We start from the raw sequence: 17,643 nt of genomic DNA on the forward strand, positions 1-17,643 counted from the left end.
GCGGACGTCGGGGAGGTGGTCGAGGACGTCACAGCAGCTCCTCCGTTCCGCTCCGGCGCACGTAGGCGCCGACGATCACCAGGATGACCGCCATCAGCACGACCGACATGGCGGCGGCCGTCGGATAGTTCTGCAGCACCAGGAAGTTGCTCTCGATGACGTTTCCGATCATCGAGGTGTCGGCGGCGCCGAGGAAGTCCTGCGACGCGTTGATGTAGTCGCCCGCCGCCGGGATGAAGGTCAGCAGTGTCCCGGACACGATGCCCGGCATCGACAGCGGGATGGTCACCTTGCGGAAGGTGGTCCACGGGCTCGCGTAGAGGTCCTGTCCCGCCTCCAGCAGCCGCGTGTCCAGCCGCTCCAGCGTGGAGTACAGCGGGAGGCACATGAACGGGATGAAGTTGTACGTGAGGCCGAAGATCACCGAGAACGGCGTGCCGGTGATGTGGGCGTCGGGCGGCAGGATGGACACCGCCTTGAGCGAGCTGGCGATCCAGCCGTCGTCGCTCAGGATGGCCTTCCACGCCAGCGTCCGCAGCAGGAAGCTGATGAAGAACGGAGCGATGACGAGGGTCATCAGCAGGTTCTGGGCGAGCGGCCGTCCCCGCATCTTCACACCGATGAAGTAGGCCAGCGGGTAGCTGATCACCAGCGCCGCCGCGGTCGCGATGAGGGCGTAGGCGAACGAGCGGAGGATCTGCGGCCAGTACTCGGCGAGCGAGTCGGTGTAGGTGCTCCACTGGAACGCGGTCTGGTACTGCCCGATGTCTCCATCCACCACCGGAGCCTGGAACGACGTGATGATCAGCGAGACCAGCGGGGTGAGGAAGAACAGGACGAGGTAGAGCACGCCGGGCAGGAGCAGCACGAGCGCGATGCCGCTCTTGCGGCGGACAGCAGGCTCCTGGTCCTGGGTCGGCGGTGCCCCCGTGAATGCGGCGAGGGCCATCTACGCTTCCTCCAGCTCCGTGAGCATCCGCTCGCGTGCCTGCGCAGCGATGGCCTGGGTGTCGGCGTCGTCCGCGAACCGGCCGTCTGCCGGCGGCTCGTCGGCGAGCACGAACGTGTGCCCGGCATCCCAGGCCACCCAGACCTCGCCGCCGAGCGCGGCGATCGGTCCGCTCGCCATGTTCTGCGCGAACACCACGATCGTTCCGACGCCCGGCACATCCACGAGGTACTGCGTGCTCACACCGCTGAAGGACACGTCGGTCACGCGGCCGGGTCCGAGGCTGTTGGCGCCGGACGGGATCGTCTCCGGGCTGTCGTGCAGGGTCAGCTTCTCGGGCCGCACTCCGACCGTGACGAAGCCGCTCGTCCGCTGCGCGCGCGCCCGCGGCACCTGGATGCGCGACCCGCCCACATCCACGCCGATGGTCTGGTCGCCGGACTCCTGCACCGGTCCCGCGAAGAGGTTGGACTGGCCGAGGAAGTTCGCCACGAAGACCGTCGCCGGCAGTTCGTACAGGATCTCGGGCGACCCCATCTGCTCGATGCGGCCCTTGTTCATGACGGCGACGGTGTCGGCCATGGTCATGGCCTCCTCCTGGTCGTGCGTGACGTGCACGAAGGTGAGGCCGACCTCGGTCTGGATGGACTTCAGCTCCAGCTGCATCTGCCGACGCAGCTTGAGGTCGAGCGCTCCGAGCGGCTCGTCCAGCAGCAGCAGCGCCGGCCGGTTCACCACTGCGCGGGCGAGGGCGACGCGCTGCTGCTGACCGCCCGACAGTTGCGCGGGGCGACGGGACGCCAGGTGGTCGAGCTCGACCAGCCGGAGCGCCTCGTGCGCCTTGGCGACCGGGTCGCCGATGCGCCGGCGACGGAGGCCGAACGCGACGTTCTCGAGGACCGTCATGTGCGGGAACAGCGCATAGCTCTGGAACACCGTGTTGACGGGACGCTGGAACGGCTTCGTGCGCGTCACATCCTCACCGCCGATCAGGATGCGGCCCTCGGTCGGCTCCTCCAGTCCGGCGACCAGGCGCAGGGTCGTCGTCTTGCCGCACCCGCTCGGGCCGAGCAGGGCGAAGAACGAGCCCGCCGGGATGGTCAGGTCCATTTCTTCGATGGCCGTGAAGCCGGGGAACCTCTTCTTGATGCCGTCCAGGCGCAGATCCGCGCCGGACTCGGCGAATACTCCCTTTGCCATCAGGCCCCCAGGATCACCTTCTGGAAGTCCGCCTGATACCGCTGCTCTTCGGCCGGCGTGAGCGAGTGGAAGATCTTCACCTTGGCGAGGGTCTCCTCGTCGGGGAAGATCAACTGGTTCTCGGCGAGCTTCGGGTCGATCTTCGTCGCCGCTTCCTTCGCGCCCTCGACCGGGGTGATGTAGTTGACCCAGGCGGCGACCTCGGCGGCCACCTCCGGCTCGTAGTAGTAGTCGATGAGCTTCTCGGCGTTCGCCTTCCGCGACGACCCGATCGGGATGACGAAGTTGTCGCTCCACAGGGTGCCGCCGGCCTCCGGGATGGCGAACTCCCAGTTGTCGCCCGCTTCGGCGTTGAGCTGGGTGATGTCTCCCGACCAGCAGATGGCCGCCAGGGTGTCGCCGGACTTCAGGTCGTTGAGGTACGAGTTGCCCTTGATGTTGCGGACCTGGCCGTCGTTCACCTCTTTGGTGAGGGTCTCGATGGCCTTGTCGAAGTCGGCCTGGCTGAACTTCTGCGAGATGTCGACACCCTGCTGCAGCATGATCAGGCCCATGGTGTCGCGCATCTCGCTGAGCACGCCGACCTTGCCCTTCAGCTCCGGCTTCCACAGGTCGTCGACCGACTTGAGGCCGTTCGGCAGCTTCTCCTTGTTCCAGCAGATGCCGGCGAACCCGCTCTGCCACGGCAGCGACTTCTTGCGGCCCGGGTCGAAGTCGACGTCCTGGAGGTTCTTGACCAGGTTCTTCTTGTTCGGGATCTTGGCTTCGTCGAACGGCTGGACGTAACCGAGCCGGATCCACCGTGCGATCATCCAGTCGGTGAGGCAGACGGTGTCCGCTCCGATGTCTTTGCCCAGGGCGAGCTGGTCCTTCACCTTGGCGTAGTAGGTGTTGTTGTCGTCCACAGCGACGTCGTACTTCACCTTCAGGCCGCTCTGCTTCTCGAACGCCTCGAGCGTCGGGTACTTGCCCGCGTCGTCCTGGTCGAGGTAGGCCTGCCAGTTGGCCCAGGTGAGGGCCTTGTCGCTCGCGGACTGATCCTTCGCGGCGGTCGGCTTGCCCGAGGCGCCTCCGGTGGAGCAGGCGGCGAGGGCGAGCGCGGCGGCTCCCGCTCCTGCTCCGGCGAGGAGCCCACGTCGCGTCACGTGCGACGCCCGAGCGGACTGCACGAGCTGTCGGATCATCGGGTCTTGCGGGAGGTTGCTCGGTTTCACTGTGGTGCTCCTTGGGGATCGAACACGGACCACGGGCGACGGCGCTTGCGGGGCACTCCGTCGTGCCGTCGCGGTGGACCCGATCCTGACACACAGCGTGGCGATCCGCAGCAAAAGGGGGCCGAATCGTCCATTCGGAAACACAATCTTTACGAAATCCGTTCCCGATCGGTCGAAACGCCCGGGAAACCGCAGACGGGTCGTTCTGCCGCCGCGGCCGGTTCGTCCGCCAGTCGAGGGCCACCCGCCGCTACGGAAATCGTCTGCTGGATGCGGGTTCGCCCGCGAAATCAGCACACCTCGACGAAAATGACAGTCGAAATCGTCGGTGAACCTCGCTAGGGTGAGACCGAACCACCATGTCGAGTGTCGAAGGAGCCCCATGAAGGTCGCGATCCCCCGCGAGATCAAGAACAACGAGTTCCGGGTGGCGATCACGCCGGCCGGAGTGCACGACCTGGTCGGTGCGGGTCACGAGGTCTTCGTCGAGTCCGGCGCGGGCGTCGGCTCCTCCATCCCCGACGAGCTCTACGCCGGGGCGGGCGCGACCATCCTGCCCGACGCGGCTGCGACGTGGGCGGCCGGCGACCTCATCCTCAAGGTGAAGGAGCCGATCGAGAGCGAGTACGGATACTTCCGTCGCGGTCTGGTGCTCTTCACCTACCTCCACCTCGCGGCGGATGAGGCGCTCACGCGCGCGCTCATCGACGGCGGCGTCACGGCGATCGCCTACGAGACGGTGCAGCTGCCGTCGCGCGCGCTGCCGCTCCTCGCCCCGATGAGCGAGGTCGCCGGGCGCCTCGCGCCGATCGTCGGAGCCAACACGATGCTCAAGCCGAATGGCGGCCCCGGACTGCTCGTCCCCGGCGTCCCCGGCACGCATCCCGCTGTCGTCACCGTGCTGGGCGGCGGGGTCGCCGGAACCAACGCGATCTCGGTCGCGGTCGGCCTCGGCGCCGAGGTCACCGTGCTCGACACCAACATCCAGCGCCTCCGCGAGCTGGACGCGCTCTACGCGGGCCGGATCAAGACGATCGCGTCGAACAGCTTCGAGATCGACAAGGCGGTCGTCGCGTCCGACCTCGTCATCGGCTCGGTGCTCGTGCCCGGGGCGAAGGCGCCGAAGCTCGTCACCAACGAGATGGTCTCCCGGATGAAGCCGGGCAGCGTGCTCGTCGACATCGCCGTCGATCAGGGCGGCTGCTTCGAGGACTCGCACCCCACCACCCACGCCGACCCGACGTTCACGGTCCACCAGTCGGTGTTCTACTGCGTCGCCAACATGCCCGGCGCGGTCCCCCACACCTCCACGTACGCGCTGACCAACGCCACGCTGCCGTACGCGCGCGCCATCGCCAACCGGGGCTGGCAGGCGGCGCTTCGCGCGGACGCGTCGCTCGCCCTCGGCCTCAACGTGCACGCGGGCACGGTCACCAACGAGGGCGTCGCCTCCGCGCACGGCCTCGAGGCCGCCTCCCTCGAGGACGCCCTGGCCTGAGTCCCTCCGGGCCGCCGAGCCGCCCAGCACAGGAAAAGCGCCGCCGATCGGACCTGATCGGCGGCGCTTTTCCTGTGCTCGCGGGCTACGGGCTGCGGGACGGGTGGGCGAGGGTCAGGAGACGTCGAACCAGTGGTCGCCGATCTCCACGCGGGTGCCCCGGGTGACGCGGTAGCGGCGGCCGGCCTCGCACTGGCGGGCGACGCCGCCGAGGGGATGCGCGACCGTGCCGTTGCCGGAGTACCGGTCGCAGATCCACAGCTCGTCGCCCTCCAGGCCGAACTCGAGGTGCGTCTTGGACACGCTTCGTCCGGGGTCGGACACGATCACGAGCTGGTCTACGTGCTCCCCCGGCTGCGTGATCGGCCGCCGGCCGACGAGGCCGGAACCCGACACCTCCACGATGTCGCCGGTGGAGAAGCTGAGCGTGAACGAGCGGTGGGCGGCCGGACGCGCGGGCGGCGCCGTCTCGACCGGGATGATCGTCATCGCCTGGGTGGGAGGCAGCCCGTCCTCGTCGAGTTCCAGGGCATCCGGGAACCGCCCGGCCATCGCCGGTGCGGGCGGACGCTCGGCGAGCCGGTCCGAGAGGATGGACGTGTCGGAGGGGCGCGAATCGGCGAGTTCCGGCGCGCGGACGCGCGACGACGTCACCGAACTGCCGCACATCGGGCAGAACAGGGTGCCCTGCGCCAGCTCTGCACCGCACACGCGACAGTTCATCGGTCCGATCCCCTTCCGTTCCGTCTCCCACGGTAGCCGAGGGAACGCAGCGAGACCGCCGCTAGGAGCCGCTTCCAGCGCGTGTCGCGCTTGGCGAGCTGCGCGCGCAGGTCGTCGACCGCCTTCCACACCGATTCCGCCTCGGCGGGCGTCGGTGCGACACCGCTGAACGTGGCGCGGTCGGCGACCTTGGCGAGCGCGTTCGCGCGGGATCCGCCGATGGTCTCGGCGAACTCGACGCGCGTCGCGGCGGGCGGCGCGTCGTAGCCGTGGTCGACGGCGGAGTCCGCGAACTCGCGCCAGCCGCCCACGATCCGCTCCCGTGCGGTCGGCGCGCGCCGCCGGAGGGTGCGGCGGCGCCACTTGGCGGCCAGCACGGCGAGGAACGGTGATGCGACGAGCGCCAGGACGAGCAGGGTCCAGCCGACGATCGTCAGCACCGCGAGCAGTCCCTCCAGCGCGGGGTCGGGGTGCGGCTGGTTCGCCGGGTCGACCTGCGCCTGCGGCGGCTCGTCGTTCCGCTGCGGGTTGTCGTCGACCGGCGGCTGCACGTTGGTCTGCGGACGCGAGATCTGCGTCGGCTGATCCGGCTGCTTCGGCGGGACCGGACGGATCGGCGGGTTCGGGTCGACGGTGACCCAGCCGGAGGTGGTCTGCACCTCGATCCACGCGGAGATGTCCGAGCCGACGAACGTGACGTTGGAGCCCGCGTCGCGCGGCGCGACGAACCCGACGACCACACGGGCCGGGAACCCCAGCTGCCGCGCCATGAGCGCGGCGGTGACCGCGTACTGCTCCTGGTCCCCGAGCATCGGCACTGCGGTGAGCAGCTCGGTGATGCGGTCCGCTCCGTGGCCGGACCGGCTCGCGGGCTCGCCGGGCCCGATCCCGTGGCTGATGTAGCCGTCCTGCGCGAGACCGCGCAGCGCCGCCGCGAGCTTCTCTCCCGCGCCGGACACCCCCGCCGTGTACTTCTGCAGCGCGGACTGCAGCTCGTCCGGGATCACGCTCGGCCGCGGGACCGAGTCGCTGCCCGGCTGCACCTTCTCGAGTTGCGCGGCCGAGAGCAGCGGCTTCACGACCGTCTCCTCGGTGTACATATCGCCGCTGCGGAGCGACGTGGTCACCGCACCGGTCCCGGTGACGTCGTTGTAGAAGAACGCGCCGGAGAGGCGGCCGGCGTCGGGTCCGGCGAAGTCGACCTGCTCCAGCTGGCCCGCTCCGGGCAGCCATGGTCCGCGGTAGGCGCGCACGACCACGGTCGTCGACGCCTTCCTGCCGGTCGTCGCGCTCTGGTCGATCCGGTACGGGACGCGCGTGAACGAGCCTGAGGCGCTGGTCACGTCGCCGCTGCCCACGGCGTAGGTCACGCCGTCGTAGGTGTCGAGGGTGGCGATGCGGAGGCGCCGGTCGGCCGGAAGCCCGGCGACCGACAGCATAGGCTCCTCGGATCTGTCGGGCTCTAGATAGGAGCGGAACCCGCTCAGCGGGCTGGGATACTGACGCGGGTCGAACGGCTGCTCGACGGCCGTGCGCACCACATCCCGCTCGCCCTGCGGCGGGATGAGCGCGGCGGCGGCGATACCGGCCCCGGCTGCCGCGACGAGCATGACCGTCGCCCCCGCGGTCGTCAGCAGGGCGGTCGATCGGCGCTCGCTGCGGGACTCGACGAGCAGGCCGCTCTGCTCGCGCAGGGACCGGATGGATGCGGCCCGCCGCTGCAGGCGGAACCGGATGAGCCACGCCAGCAGCACGATGAACAGGGCGAAGAGCAGTGCGAGAGGAAGGGAGGCGACGGACGAGCCGAGCAGGATGCCCGCGACCAGCAGGAGAACGGGCGGGATCGCCGCCAGCTCCGGCCGGGACGACCGCAGCGCGATCGTGACGGTCAGCACTGTCGTCAATAGCGTCAGGAGGAACGCGGGTACGAGGAGCGCTTGGTACGACCCCACCGGGAGGCTGATGGTCACCAGCTGCTTCCAGCTGAGCCAGGTCCCCTGGACGAGGTCGATGAACCCCGCGCCGGTGGGCAGCAGGCCTCCGGCGCCCGCCTCCGAGGGCACGGCGAGCTGGACGCCGAGTCCGAGGTAGACGAGCACGATGAGCCCGGCCACGGCGATGCTCGGGAGCCGGAACGCCCACCCGAGGACGCCCACCAGGGTGCCGGCCACCAGCGTCACCACGAGCATCAGGAGGAACGCGGACGACTGGTAGATCGGCCAGAACGACCAGGCGCCCAGGGCGACGGCCGCCAGGGCGAAGGCGACGTCGATGAGGGCGCGGACGGGGCGACGGGCGGGCATCAGGTGGCCAGCCGTTTCGCGAGGCTGCGCTGGAGGTCCTCCAGGTAGCCGATGGTGAGGACGCTCAGGTCGGCCACCCGGCGCAGCGAGGGCACCGCGCCCTCGTCGCAGACGATGGACACGACATCCACCCCCAGCGGGAAGTGCGCTGCCGCGGCGCGCAGCTGCGAGGCGGTCGGCGTCGAGCCGCAGATCAGGAACGCGATCGAGATCCCGGCGGAATCGTCGGCGGCGACCTGCGCCAGTTCCGGCAGGCGGAGCGCCGACTCGGCGGTCTCCACGCCGGCGAGGTCGTCGAGCAGCCGGCCGCGGTTCACGGTGCTCAGCCGCCGGGCGCTGAACAGCATCCGCTTGGCGAACTCCGGTGTCTCCGCACTCGCGACGACCGACACGGTGCGCGAGTCGAGCATCGCGCGCACCCCGAGCGAACCGGTCACGCTGACGGCGAGCTCGAACTCCTCCTCCGTCGCGTAGTCGGCGGCCGACAGGCTGAGCGCGACCAGGAGGTGGCTGCGCCGCGTCTCCTCGAACTGCCGCACCATGTAGCTGCCGGTCTTCGCCGTCGACTTCCAGTGGATGTAGCGGCGCTCGTCACCGGGGACGTACTCGCGCAGCGCGTGGAAGGCGATGTCGCTGGAGGTCAGGTCGCGCGTCGGGGACCCCTCCAGGTCGCGGACGAATCCGGTGCTCATGCTCGGGATGGCGATGGTGCGCGGGTGCACGAACAGGTCGAGCGAGTCGGCCCAGACCACCTCGCGGCGCAGCAGGCCGATGGGGTCGGCCCGGACCATGCGCACGGGGCCGATCGGCACGATGCCGCGACGGGTCGTCGGCACGACGAAGACGTCGGAATGCTCCTCGCCCGCGGACAGGGACGGCGCGGCGAACTCGGCCAGGCCGTGTCCGACCGGGACCTCGACCCGGACGCCGGGGAGGCGGCGCCGCAGCGGATTGCGGATGGCGACCTCGCCGGGCGCGCGGTCTCCGACCACCACACGGTTCGCCGGCAGGGAGAGACCGACGTCGTAGGCGGTGCGGCCGATCAGATACCCCGACGCGACGATGAGCAGCGCGAGCGCCGTCCATCCGGCGACCACCGCCTCCACCCAGTTCCAGACGTACCCGGCGGTCAGCGCGAGCACGGCGAGGACCAGCATCGACCAGCCCAGCGCGGTGACGACCGCGCCCACCCGGCCGGCGACCGCGGCTATGGCGCGCCCAGCGGTGCCGGAGGTGCGGACCACCCAGACGATCGCGTCCGCGAGCAACCCTTCGCGCTCGCCGACGATACGGGCGCGCGCGTTGGTCAGCTCGGTCTGCGAACGGGTGACGGTGGTGGTCACACGGCGGCCCGATCGCTGGGCGGCGGGGTCTCGATCAGCAGCTGGCCGATGACGCTCGACGCGCTGACGCCCTCGAACTCGGCCTCCGGGTCGAGCACGAGGCGGTGGGCGAGCACGGGCTCCGCGAGGGCCTTCACATCGTCGGGCGTCACGTAGTAGCGGCCGGAGGCGGCGGCCATGGTCTTCGCCGCCCGCAGCAGCGCCAGCGCGCCGCGGACGCTCACGCCGAGGCGGATCTCGTCGGCCGTGCGGCTGGCCTCGACCAGTCGTGAGACGTAGTCGTTGATCGTCGGGTCGACGTGGACGCCGCGCGCCATCGTGCCCATCTCGACGACGGTGCTGGCGGAGATGACCTCCGGGACGACGATCTCGTGGGCTTTGCGCTCCGACCCCTCGAGGATGCGCAGGGTCGCCTCGTGGTCCGGGTATCCGATGGACGCCTTCATGAGGAAGCGGTCGAGCTGCGCCTCCGGAAGCCGGTACGTTCCCGCCTGCTCGATGGGGTTCTGCGTGGCGATCACCATGAACGGGGCGCCGACGGAGTGGCGGACACCGTCGACGGTGACCTGCTGCTCCTCCATCACCTCGAGCAGGGCGGACTGCGTCTTCGGGCTGGCGCGGTTGATCTCGTCGGCCAGGACGATGTTCGCGAAGATCGGGCCGCGGTGGAACTCGAAGGCGCCGGACCGCTGGTCGTAGATGTTCACGCCCGTGATGTCGCCCGGGAGGAGGTCCGGGGTGAACTGCAGGCGGTTGCTCGTGCCGCGCACGCTCTCGGCGATGGCGCGCGCGAGCGACGTCTTGCCTGTTCCCGGGAAGTCTTCGAGCAGCAGGTGGCCCTCGCTGAACAACGCGGTCAGCGCGAGGCGGATCACAGCGGACTTGCCGAGCAGCACACGGTCGATGTTCCCGACGAGGCGCTCGAACACTCCGGAGAACCAACCGGCCTGTTCGGGGGTCATCGTCATGCTCCGGCCTCTTTCGGTTCGGGGCGCGGCCCGATGGGCCGCAGGGAAGGGATGGTGGGCCGCGGGATGCGGCACACCTCAGTATGGCGTTCGCGGATCATGGCATGCCCGAACCGGGATACGCCTGTGAATACGTGTCGGCGCCGGAGACGACCGTGACGGTCAGTGTCGGGGCCAGGTCGTTGGCCGGTGCCGTGCACGTGGCGGTCTCGCCGGCCGCGGGCATCGGCAGCTGCGTCGCCCCGTCGCAGCTGTACGTCACGGCGTCGTAGGCGCCGGTCGGCCAGCTGGTCCAGGTGAAGATGTGGCTTTCGGGGTCGTACCGCTGGCCGCCGATGCTGAGGTCCACCGCCACACCGAGTGCCTGCGTCGCCGTCTGCGCCGTGCAGAGGGACGAGCCGTCCGGGTAGCCCTCGCACACCTTCGTGATCTGCACACTCAACGGCATCCCGTAGTGGTTGCCGTTGCCGGTGAGGACGCCGCTCGTGCCCTTCAGTTGTCCGGAGTCGACGACCGCGCCCCCGCTGAGCAGCTGGTAGTCGAAGACCGGGGTGCCCCCGCCGCCCGCGCGGTAGTCGATCGTGATCGGGAAATCGACGGTCGTGCCGTCCTGGACGCGCTGACCGACGGCGATACCCGTGACTTGGCCGGGCGACTGGCGCGGCGTGGCGCTGACCACGGCGGAGGCCGTGCATCCCTGGCCGTTGTAGGCGTAGACGATGAAGTTGTAGCTCTGGTTCGGCCGCAGTCCGCTGAAGACGGTGCTGCCGGCCTGCACGCGCTTCAGGCCGGGGTCGGTGTCGAGCACCGGCCGCCCGCTGTTGACGCCCGTCACCGAGCAGCCGGGCGCGTTGCCGCCCTGGAAGACGCCTGCGTAGTAGTCGGAGATCGCCTTGCCGTTGTCGCCGAACACGTTCGACCAGCTCAGCGTCGCGCTGGTGCCGTCGGTCGTGTCCGGGGTGGCGACCGGAGCGACCCCTGTGGTGGTCGGTGCGCCCGCCGGCACGCCGCTCCCCTGCGTCTGGTTCCAGGTCGTCCGGCTCTGGTAGAAGTCGTTGCGCGCCGCGACGGTGAAGCCGATCGCTGCGCCGTTCGCGATGCCCGGGTCGGTGACGTTCAGCGCGTACCCGGTGCCGACGGGATCCGAGCCCGGGACCTGGACGACATTGGTCACGCCTCCCATGGTGATCAGGTAGGAGGTGATCGGGCTCGCGTTGGGCGCGTCGGCCGGCTTGTCCCAGCTGATCCGGAGCCCGTGGTCGAGCGGAGCCGAGGAGAGGGCCGCCGGCGCGTTCGGCACCACATCGGACCATACGGCTTCCGCGTACGCGGTCGGGTCGGAGAACCCCAGGGCGTTCTGCGCGCGCACGCTGAAGTCGACGGCGTTGGCGGGGCCGTTCCCCGGCGTGGTGATCGCGCAGGTCGTGGTGGCGCACGGCGTCGTGGACAGCACGGCGCCGGTCACCGCGGAGGTCATGACGACCTCGAAGCCGGTGATCGGCGAGTTGTTGAACGCGCCGGGGATCCAGCTGAGGGTGAGACTGCGGTCGGCGATCGCGCTGATCTGCACGTTGCTGACCGGCGCGGGGCGGTCCTGCACCGAGACCGTGACGGTGCCCCAGGTGTAGCGGTCGGGGTCGTCGGTGGCGTCCGCCACCTCGTACTGCAGCGTCGCGTCCGCGGGCGCCGCCGTCGGCGACACGGCGACCTGCAGTTCGGAGTTGTCGGCGCTCGGCGTGATGCTGACACCGTCCGGCAGCCCGCTCCCGAGTCCCCGGACGGCGACGACACGGAGCGGCTTGCCCGGGAACGGGTTCGTCGCGCCGTCGTTCGCGAGCACATCCACCGTGGTGGTCTGCCCGCGCGGCGCGATCACGCGGTCGGGCTGCGGGCTCGCCAGCGGCCGTGTCGACGGCACGACGGAGATGTCGATCCGTCCCGCCTGACCCGCGTTGACCGCATCCTTCACGCCGATGGAGAGCGACGGGGTCGCTCCCTTCGGCGTGCCGGTCGCGACCGTGATCGTGAGCTTGCGCCCGTCGAGGGAGGCGGTGACCCCGGCTGGACGCGGCTCCTGGATGGAGTACACCAGCTCGTCCTGATCCTTGGCGTACGGATACGTCGTGATCTTGGTGAGGTCGACGGTCTTGGTCTGGCCGGGCTCGAAGTCGATGAGGGCGCCGGTGAACACCGGCGGCTGGTTCTGCCGTGCGGTCACGTCGATGGGCAGGACGATCGTCGCGACATTGCCCGCCGGATCGGTGGCGCTGGATCCGTCGGTCACCTGGAACGAGATGGAGGCGGGCCCGAAGTAGCGGGGCGACGAGGTGAACTGCAGCGTGTCGCTGCCCGACACCAGGTCGTCCCCGTTCGCGTGCGTGGCGCGGACGGTCGCCGCGTCGGTGAGCCGCACCTTCCGGCCCCCGACGGCGACGATGTAGTCGTTGAGGTGGATGGTCAGCGTCTTCTCGCTGACCACCGTGAGCTTGGGCGCGTCCCGCTTGAGCTGCGGGAGGGCGTCGTTGTAGCCGGGCACCCGGACGAATCCGTACGCCACGACCGACTCGTCCTCGGGGTTCGCCACCCGGAACGGCACGATCTGGCTCTTCGCTCCGATCGTCACCCGGAGGCGCTTGGCGGCGGTGATCTGGGCGTCGTTCGTGTAGCCGGGCACCAGCGAGAGCTTCAGGGTCGAGACCGGGCCGTCCGCGAAGAAGACGTTGGCGAGCACGTTCACGTCGACGCGGTCCTTGCCGAGGATGTCGGAGAGGCCGAGCGTCGTGTCGGAGACGACGGGGCGCGCCGGCGGCGCCTTCTCGTCGACCGTCAGCCGCAGGAACGCCTGGCTCGTGCCTCCGCGTTCGTTCTGGATCGTGTACAGGAACCCGTACGAACCCTGCGTCTGCGGGGCTGTGACGGTGACGAGCTGATTGCTCACCTTCGCCTTCGCCTTGCCGTCGAGGGACGTGACCGAGGTGACGCTGAGCGGGCTGCCGTCCGGATCGCTGTCGTTGGCGAGCACCTGCACGGCGAGGGTCCGGCCCGGGCGGGCCGTGACGTCGTCCTCCACCGCGACCGGGTTCCTGGCGCCCTCGACCCGCGCGGCGATGCCGACCCGGACCGTGCCGGTCGCCCGCGCGCCGAGCGCATCCACCACCGCGTACGTGAACGTGTCGGTGCCCGCGGAGTAGTCGCCGGCCTGGAAGTCCATCCAGTCGGGCCCGGACGCGACGACCGCGCCCTTCTGCGGGTTCGTCTCCTGTCCGATGAATTGGACCGAGTCGCCGTCGGGGTCGATGCCCGACAGGGGGATGGTGATGCGCACCGTGTCGCCCGCGAGCACCCGGGCCGTGACGGTCTTGGGCACCGGCGGGTTGTTGGTGGCGGCGTCCCGCTCGCGCACGGCGATGGTCACCTCGGCCGTCGCCCACTGGCCGTCCGCTCCGTAGACCTTGTACGCGGCGGTGTAGTTGCCCGGCTTCGACGGAGCGAGGTACCTCAGGTGGTCGCCGCTCGCGAAGAGCAGGCCGGCGCCGCTGGGCAGCGGGGTCGCCAGGGCGGGGTCGAGGGTCAGCTTGTCCCCGTCCGGCTGCACGTCGTTGGCGAGCACGGGGATGTCGACGACGTCGCCCACGCGCACCGAGACCGCATCGGGAGCCGCGATCGGCGGCTGGTGCGCGGTCAGCGGGGGCAGCTGCACGACGGTGACCGTTCCGACGGTGTCCGAGAGGCCGTTGCTCAGCCGGTAGTGGAAGTCGACCGGACCCTCGAGCGGCCGGCTCAGCGTGACCCGGAGGGTGCGCTGCTGGAGCACCTGGACGCGCACGCCGGTCTCCGCAGCGGGGTCGGTCACTCCCGTGACCAGCAGGACGCCGCCCGACGGGTCGAGGTCGGTGGAGAGCACGTCCACGTCCTGGGTCGACTGCTCACGGATGAAGGCCGTGTGCGGCACGGCGATCGGCGCGGTCTTCGCGCCGGGAGGCGCCTTGACCTCGACCCGGACGACGCCGGTGGCGGTCACGATGCCGTCGGTGACGGAGTACTCGATGTTGTGGGTGCCCGCCTGGTCCGACTCGAAGCGGAACGTGCCGCCCTGGTAGTCGGGGGTGATCGTGGCGTCGGCCTTGGTCGGCACCGTGCTGAGCCGGACGGTCCCGTTGCCGCCGCGCACGTGGTCGAGCGGCGTGACGGTCACCTCCTGGCCCTGGTAGGCGAGCACGGCGAAGGGATCGGCGATGATCGGGACCTGCCCGGGCGGGCGGACGGTCACCGCCAGCAGTCCGGCCGACTCGGTGCGGCCGTCGGAGAGGGTGAGCCCCACATCCTTCACCCCGGCGCCGTCGCCGTGGTCCGAGTAGGCGACCTGGCCCTGCGGAGTGAACGTCACGGTGTCGGGAGCGGGGATGGACGCACCGGCGAGATAGAAGGAGTCGCCGTCGGGGTCGTAGCAGTCGCCCAGGACGGGGGCGGAGACGCGCCCGCCGGACTGCACGACCGCCTTCGCGTTCCTGACGCACACCGGCGGGGAGTTCTCGAGCTCGGTCCGGACGGCCACGGTGACGTGTGCGCTGGCCGTGCCTCCCCGGCCGTCGGAGATCGTGTAGTCGAAGGCGATGCTGCCGGTCGCGGTGTCGGGCAGCGAGATCTGCAGCTGCTGATCGGCGTTGGTGAGCTCGATGGTGCCCTGGTCCGCGGCGACGGCCGTGAACGAGTCGATCGTGAGGACATCGCCGTTCGGGTCGTAGTCGTTGAGGAGCACCGGAAGCGGGGTGACGCGCCCCGGACGGGCGCCGAACGAGTCCGCGACCGCGACGGGAGGCTGCTCCTGCTTCTCGTACTGCGGAGCCGTGTCCTGCTTCGTCTGGTCGACGAGCTCCTGGGTGGTCTTCTTGGAGACGAGCTCGTCCCAGTTGTCGATCCGGCTGTTGCCGCTCTGGACCGCCCAGGACACGCCGGAGCGGCCGTCGTTCAGCACGACCCGGTCGCCGTTCACCCGGAAGCCGAGCACCGCGGCCGCAGGAACCTTCTGCAGCGTCGAGCGCTCCCCCGCGCCGGAGCCGGAGCACGACCGCCACGCCGTGCCGTCGTTCCAGGCCGCGTAGCTGCACCCGGCGACGGTGACCGGAGCCGCGGGGGCTCCGTTCGCCTGGGTGACCGCGCGCGTCGGCTTCCCGCCGTCGAGCGGGACGCGGATGAGGCTGTCCGACGTCGCCACGAAGACCGCGTCTCCGCCCGCCGACGGCTGCTGCAGGACCGGGGCCGCGCCCTCGGGGAGGACGGAGGACAGGCCGACGGCGCGTCCGTCGACCCAGATGGTCCGCTCGCCCGGATCGAGCAGCGCCGAGTGGCCGCCGACACTGGTGAGGGCGACGTCGGCCCCGTCCCCCCGCGTCGCGAGGGTCTGCGTCGTGGTCGCCGGCTCCGCCGAGCCGAGGTCGACCCGCACCAGGGCGCGGGTGGACGGCTGATAGGCGAACAGCACGCCGGAGGGGTCGAGCGCCGACACCGCGCGTCCGCCGAGGTCGATCGTCGCGGCGGATCCCGAGTTGAACTGGTCCAGCTGGTCGACCGTCGTGAGCCAGAGCTGGCCCGTCGCCTGCGACAGCAGCGCGACGTGGCCGTCGGCCACGGACACCTGCGGCGACCGCGGCGGCAGGGCGACCGACTTGCCGGCCTCCGCCTTCGCCGGGTCGACGACCGCGACCGTGTTCGCCTCGCGGTCCACGAGCAGCACGTCCGTGCCATCCTGGACGACGTCGAGCGCATCCCCGGTGCCCGGGACGACCGAGTTCAGCTTGTCGATCTCGGTGTTCGCGCGGCCGAGCGCCTTCTTGGCGTCGCTGGCGACCCATACCGCGGCATCGTTCAGCTGCAGGTGCTGGGCGCTGTATCCGCCCGAGACCACCGCGAGCGTCGTCACCAGCGCGGCCACCGCCGTCCCGCTCACGGCCGTGGCCGCGATGGACTTGTGTGCGGCGAGCCACTGCCCGACGGCGCCGAGCCGGCTCACGTCCCGGCCGCCCTCTCGACGCACTTCTGGCCGCTCGGCGTCCCGGTCTTGCCGTCGCGGTTGACCGTCACGGTCACGCAGACCGTGTCGCCGGGCTTGGCGTCCACCCGGAACTCGGTGGCGTGCTGGCTGCTCGGCGGCTGATCGTCGACGGTCACCTGGTAGGTGTCGCCGGTCTGCAGCCCGGGGTCGCTCCAGCTGAACACGATCGTGCTGCCGGCCACCCGGCCGCTGAGATCGCGGACGGTGGGGATGTCGTCGCTCGCTCCCGCGCGGACGAGCACGAAGGAGGCGGTGACGGCGAGCACGACGACGAGCACGGCGCAGGCCACCAGCGACAGCACCAGGGCGCGCGAGGTCTTGGTCGGAGCAGCCTGCAGCGGCGACTGCCCGCTGCCGCTCTCGCGCACCACCGTGCGGGTCGGCGCGCGGGTGACCGTCGCCGAGGCGGGTGCGGAACGCCGCCGGCGCCGGCGCACATTGGGGTCGACGGCGACGACGCCCTTGACCCGGGTGCGGTCCTCGGGATCGCCGGCGGTCGCGAGCGCCCAGTCGTCCATGGCGACCTCGATGGGCGTCTGCGGCAGGTCGAGCTCCGCCTCGACCGCCTGCAGCTCGCGGATGAACTCGAGCGCGCTGCGCTGGCGCTGCGACGGGCGACGCGACATGGAGCGCATGAGCACCTGCTCGAGCCGCGGGGGCACGTCCGGGCGGCCGATCGGCAGCGGACGCCCCTTGGAGATGCGCTGGATGAGCTCGGCGGAGGTGTTCTCCTTGCCAGGCACCTCGAACGGGGACCGGCCGGCGAGCAGCGAGTACATCGTCGCCCCGAGCGACCACACCTCGCTGGCGATCGTGCCGCTGGTCTCGTCGAGCAGCACCTCGGGCGCCGACCACGGGATGGACAGGCCGATCGCCTCGGTCACGTCGGCTTCGCTCAGCGTCGCGGCGATGCCGAAGTCGCTCAGCACCGGATGACCGTACGCGGTGCTCAGGATGTTGGACGGCTTGATGTCACGGTGCAGCACCCCCGCGCGGTGGGCGGTCTCGACGGCGCTCGCGATCCGGACGCCCGTGCTCAGCACCTCCGGCACGGAGAGCGGCTCGCTCCGGTACCGCTGGCCGATCGCCGCAGAGCAGAGCTCCATGACCAGGTACGGGCGGCCGTCGGACGACACGCTCGCCTGGTAGACGGTGAGGATCGACGGATGCGTGCTCAGCTGGGCCATCAGGTTGGCCTCGGCCTGGAACATCTGCTTGACCTGGCTGGTCACGACCTCCGCGAGCATGACCTTGACCGCGACCTGGCGGCGCGGCATATTCTGCTCGTACAGGAAGACGTCGGCGAAGCCGCCGGAACCCAGGACCCGGACGTACGAGAAACCGGGAAGGTTCGGCGGCTGGGACGGCAAACGCCGGGCCATCGGCTCCCTCC

General features: G+C 70.6%; 10 protein-coding genes. 1 reads left to right on the forward strand and 9 read right to left on the reverse strand.

The window, feature by feature from the left end; all coding sequences use genetic code 11:
* Nucleotides 1-28: 28 nt before the first annotated feature.
* Genes QRN40_RS16385 through QRN40_RS16395 form a run of 3 tightly spaced genes read right to left on the reverse strand, consistent with a single transcriptional unit; the run spans nucleotide 29 to nucleotide 3,363 of the window.
* On the reverse strand, nucleotides 29-949 hold the full coding sequence (locus QRN40_RS16385) for an ABC transporter permease (RefSeq protein WP_285116931.1): 921 nt from the start codon (nucleotides 947-949) through the stop codon (nucleotides 29-31).
* Nucleotides 950-2,149: an ABC transporter ATP-binding protein gene (locus QRN40_RS16390; RefSeq protein ID WP_285116932.1), complete on the reverse strand. Its 1,200-nt coding sequence runs from the start codon at nucleotides 2,147-2,149 to the stop codon at nucleotides 950-952. It abuts the gene before it with no gap.
* Nucleotides 2,149-3,363 (reverse strand): ABC transporter substrate-binding protein, encoded by a 1,215-nt coding sequence (locus QRN40_RS16395; protein ID WP_285116933.1) that lies wholly within the window; start codon nucleotides 3,361-3,363, stop codon nucleotides 2,149-2,151. The genes QRN40_RS16390 and QRN40_RS16395 overlap by 1 nt, the downstream gene beginning before the upstream one ends.
* Before the next feature lie 382 nt (nucleotides 3,364-3,745).
* Between QRN40_RS16395 and ald the strand changes: the two genes are divergently transcribed.
* Nucleotides 3,746-4,861, forward strand: coding sequence for an alanine dehydrogenase (gene ald / locus QRN40_RS16400; RefSeq protein ID WP_285116935.1), 1,116 nt, complete (start codon nucleotides 3,746-3,748; stop codon nucleotides 4,859-4,861).
* A gap of 114 nt (nucleotides 4,862-4,975) precedes the next feature.
* Here ald and QRN40_RS16405 read toward each other — a convergent pair whose 3' ends face one another.
* The 6 genes from QRN40_RS16405 to QRN40_RS16430 form a co-directional block, all read right to left on the reverse strand.
* Complete coding sequence (locus QRN40_RS16405; RefSeq protein WP_285116936.1) at nucleotides 4,976-5,584, reverse strand: zinc-ribbon domain-containing protein; 609 nt, start codon at nucleotides 5,582-5,584, stop codon at nucleotides 4,976-4,978.
* Nucleotides 5,581-7,887 carry a transglutaminase TgpA family protein gene (locus QRN40_RS16410; RefSeq protein ID WP_285116938.1) on the reverse strand — a complete coding sequence of 769 codons (2,307 nt, stop codon included), beginning with the start codon at nucleotides 7,885-7,887 and terminating at the stop codon, nucleotides 5,581-5,583. The genes QRN40_RS16405 and QRN40_RS16410 overlap by 4 nt, the downstream gene beginning before the upstream one ends.
* Nucleotides 7,887-9,230 (reverse strand): DUF58 domain-containing protein, encoded by a 1,344-nt coding sequence (locus QRN40_RS16415; protein ID WP_285116940.1) that lies wholly within the window; start codon nucleotides 9,228-9,230, stop codon nucleotides 7,887-7,889. Before QRN40_RS16415 ends, QRN40_RS16410 begins: the two co-directional genes overlap by 1 nt.
* Nucleotides 9,227-10,198, reverse strand: coding sequence for an AAA family ATPase (locus QRN40_RS16420; RefSeq protein WP_285116942.1), 972 nt, complete (start codon nucleotides 10,196-10,198; stop codon nucleotides 9,227-9,229). Before QRN40_RS16420 ends, QRN40_RS16415 begins: the two co-directional genes overlap by 4 nt.
* Nucleotides 10,199-10,295: 97 nt before the next feature.
* On the reverse strand, nucleotides 10,296-16,208 hold the full coding sequence (locus QRN40_RS16425; RefSeq protein WP_285116944.1) for an Ig-like domain-containing protein: 5,913 nt from the start codon (nucleotides 16,206-16,208) through the stop codon (nucleotides 10,296-10,298).
* Entirely contained in the window at nucleotides 16,205-17,632 is a 1,428-nt protein-coding gene (locus QRN40_RS16430; RefSeq protein ID WP_285116945.1) for a serine/threonine-protein kinase, read from the reverse strand. The genes QRN40_RS16425 and QRN40_RS16430 overlap by 4 nt, the downstream gene beginning before the upstream one ends.
* Nucleotides 17,633-17,643 lie beyond the last annotated feature (11 nt).

The organism is Leifsonia sp. fls2-241-R2A-40a (assembly GCF_030209575.1).
GTDB lineage: Bacteria > Actinomycetota > Actinomycetes > Actinomycetales > Microbacteriaceae > Leifsonia.

Coding starts and splice junctions, on each gene's coding strand:
- QRN40_RS16430 (WP_285116945.1), bottom strand. CDS start 17,632: ATGGCCCGGCGTTTGCCGTCCCAGCCGCCGAACCTTCCCGGTTTCTCG.
- QRN40_RS16385 (WP_285116931.1), bottom strand. CDS start 949: ATGGCCCTCGCCGCATTCACGGGGGCACCGCCGACCCAGGACCAGGAG.
- QRN40_RS16420 (WP_285116942.1), bottom strand. CDS start 10,198: ATGACGATGACCCCCGAACAGGCCGGTTGGTTCTCCGGAGTGTTCGAG.
- QRN40_RS16390 (WP_285116932.1), bottom strand. CDS start 2,149: ATGGCAAAGGGAGTATTCGCCGAGTCCGGCGCGGATCTGCGCCTGGAC.
- QRN40_RS16405 (WP_285116936.1), bottom strand. CDS start 5,584: ATGAACTGTCGCGTGTGCGGTGCAGAGCTGGCGCAGGGCACCCTGTTC.
- ald (WP_285116935.1), top strand. CDS start 3,746: ATGAAGGTCGCGATCCCCCGCGAGATCAAGAACAACGAGTTCCGGGTG.
- QRN40_RS16410 (WP_285116938.1), bottom strand. CDS start 7,887: ATGCCCGCCCGTCGCCCCGTCCGCGCCCTCATCGACGTCGCCTTCGCC.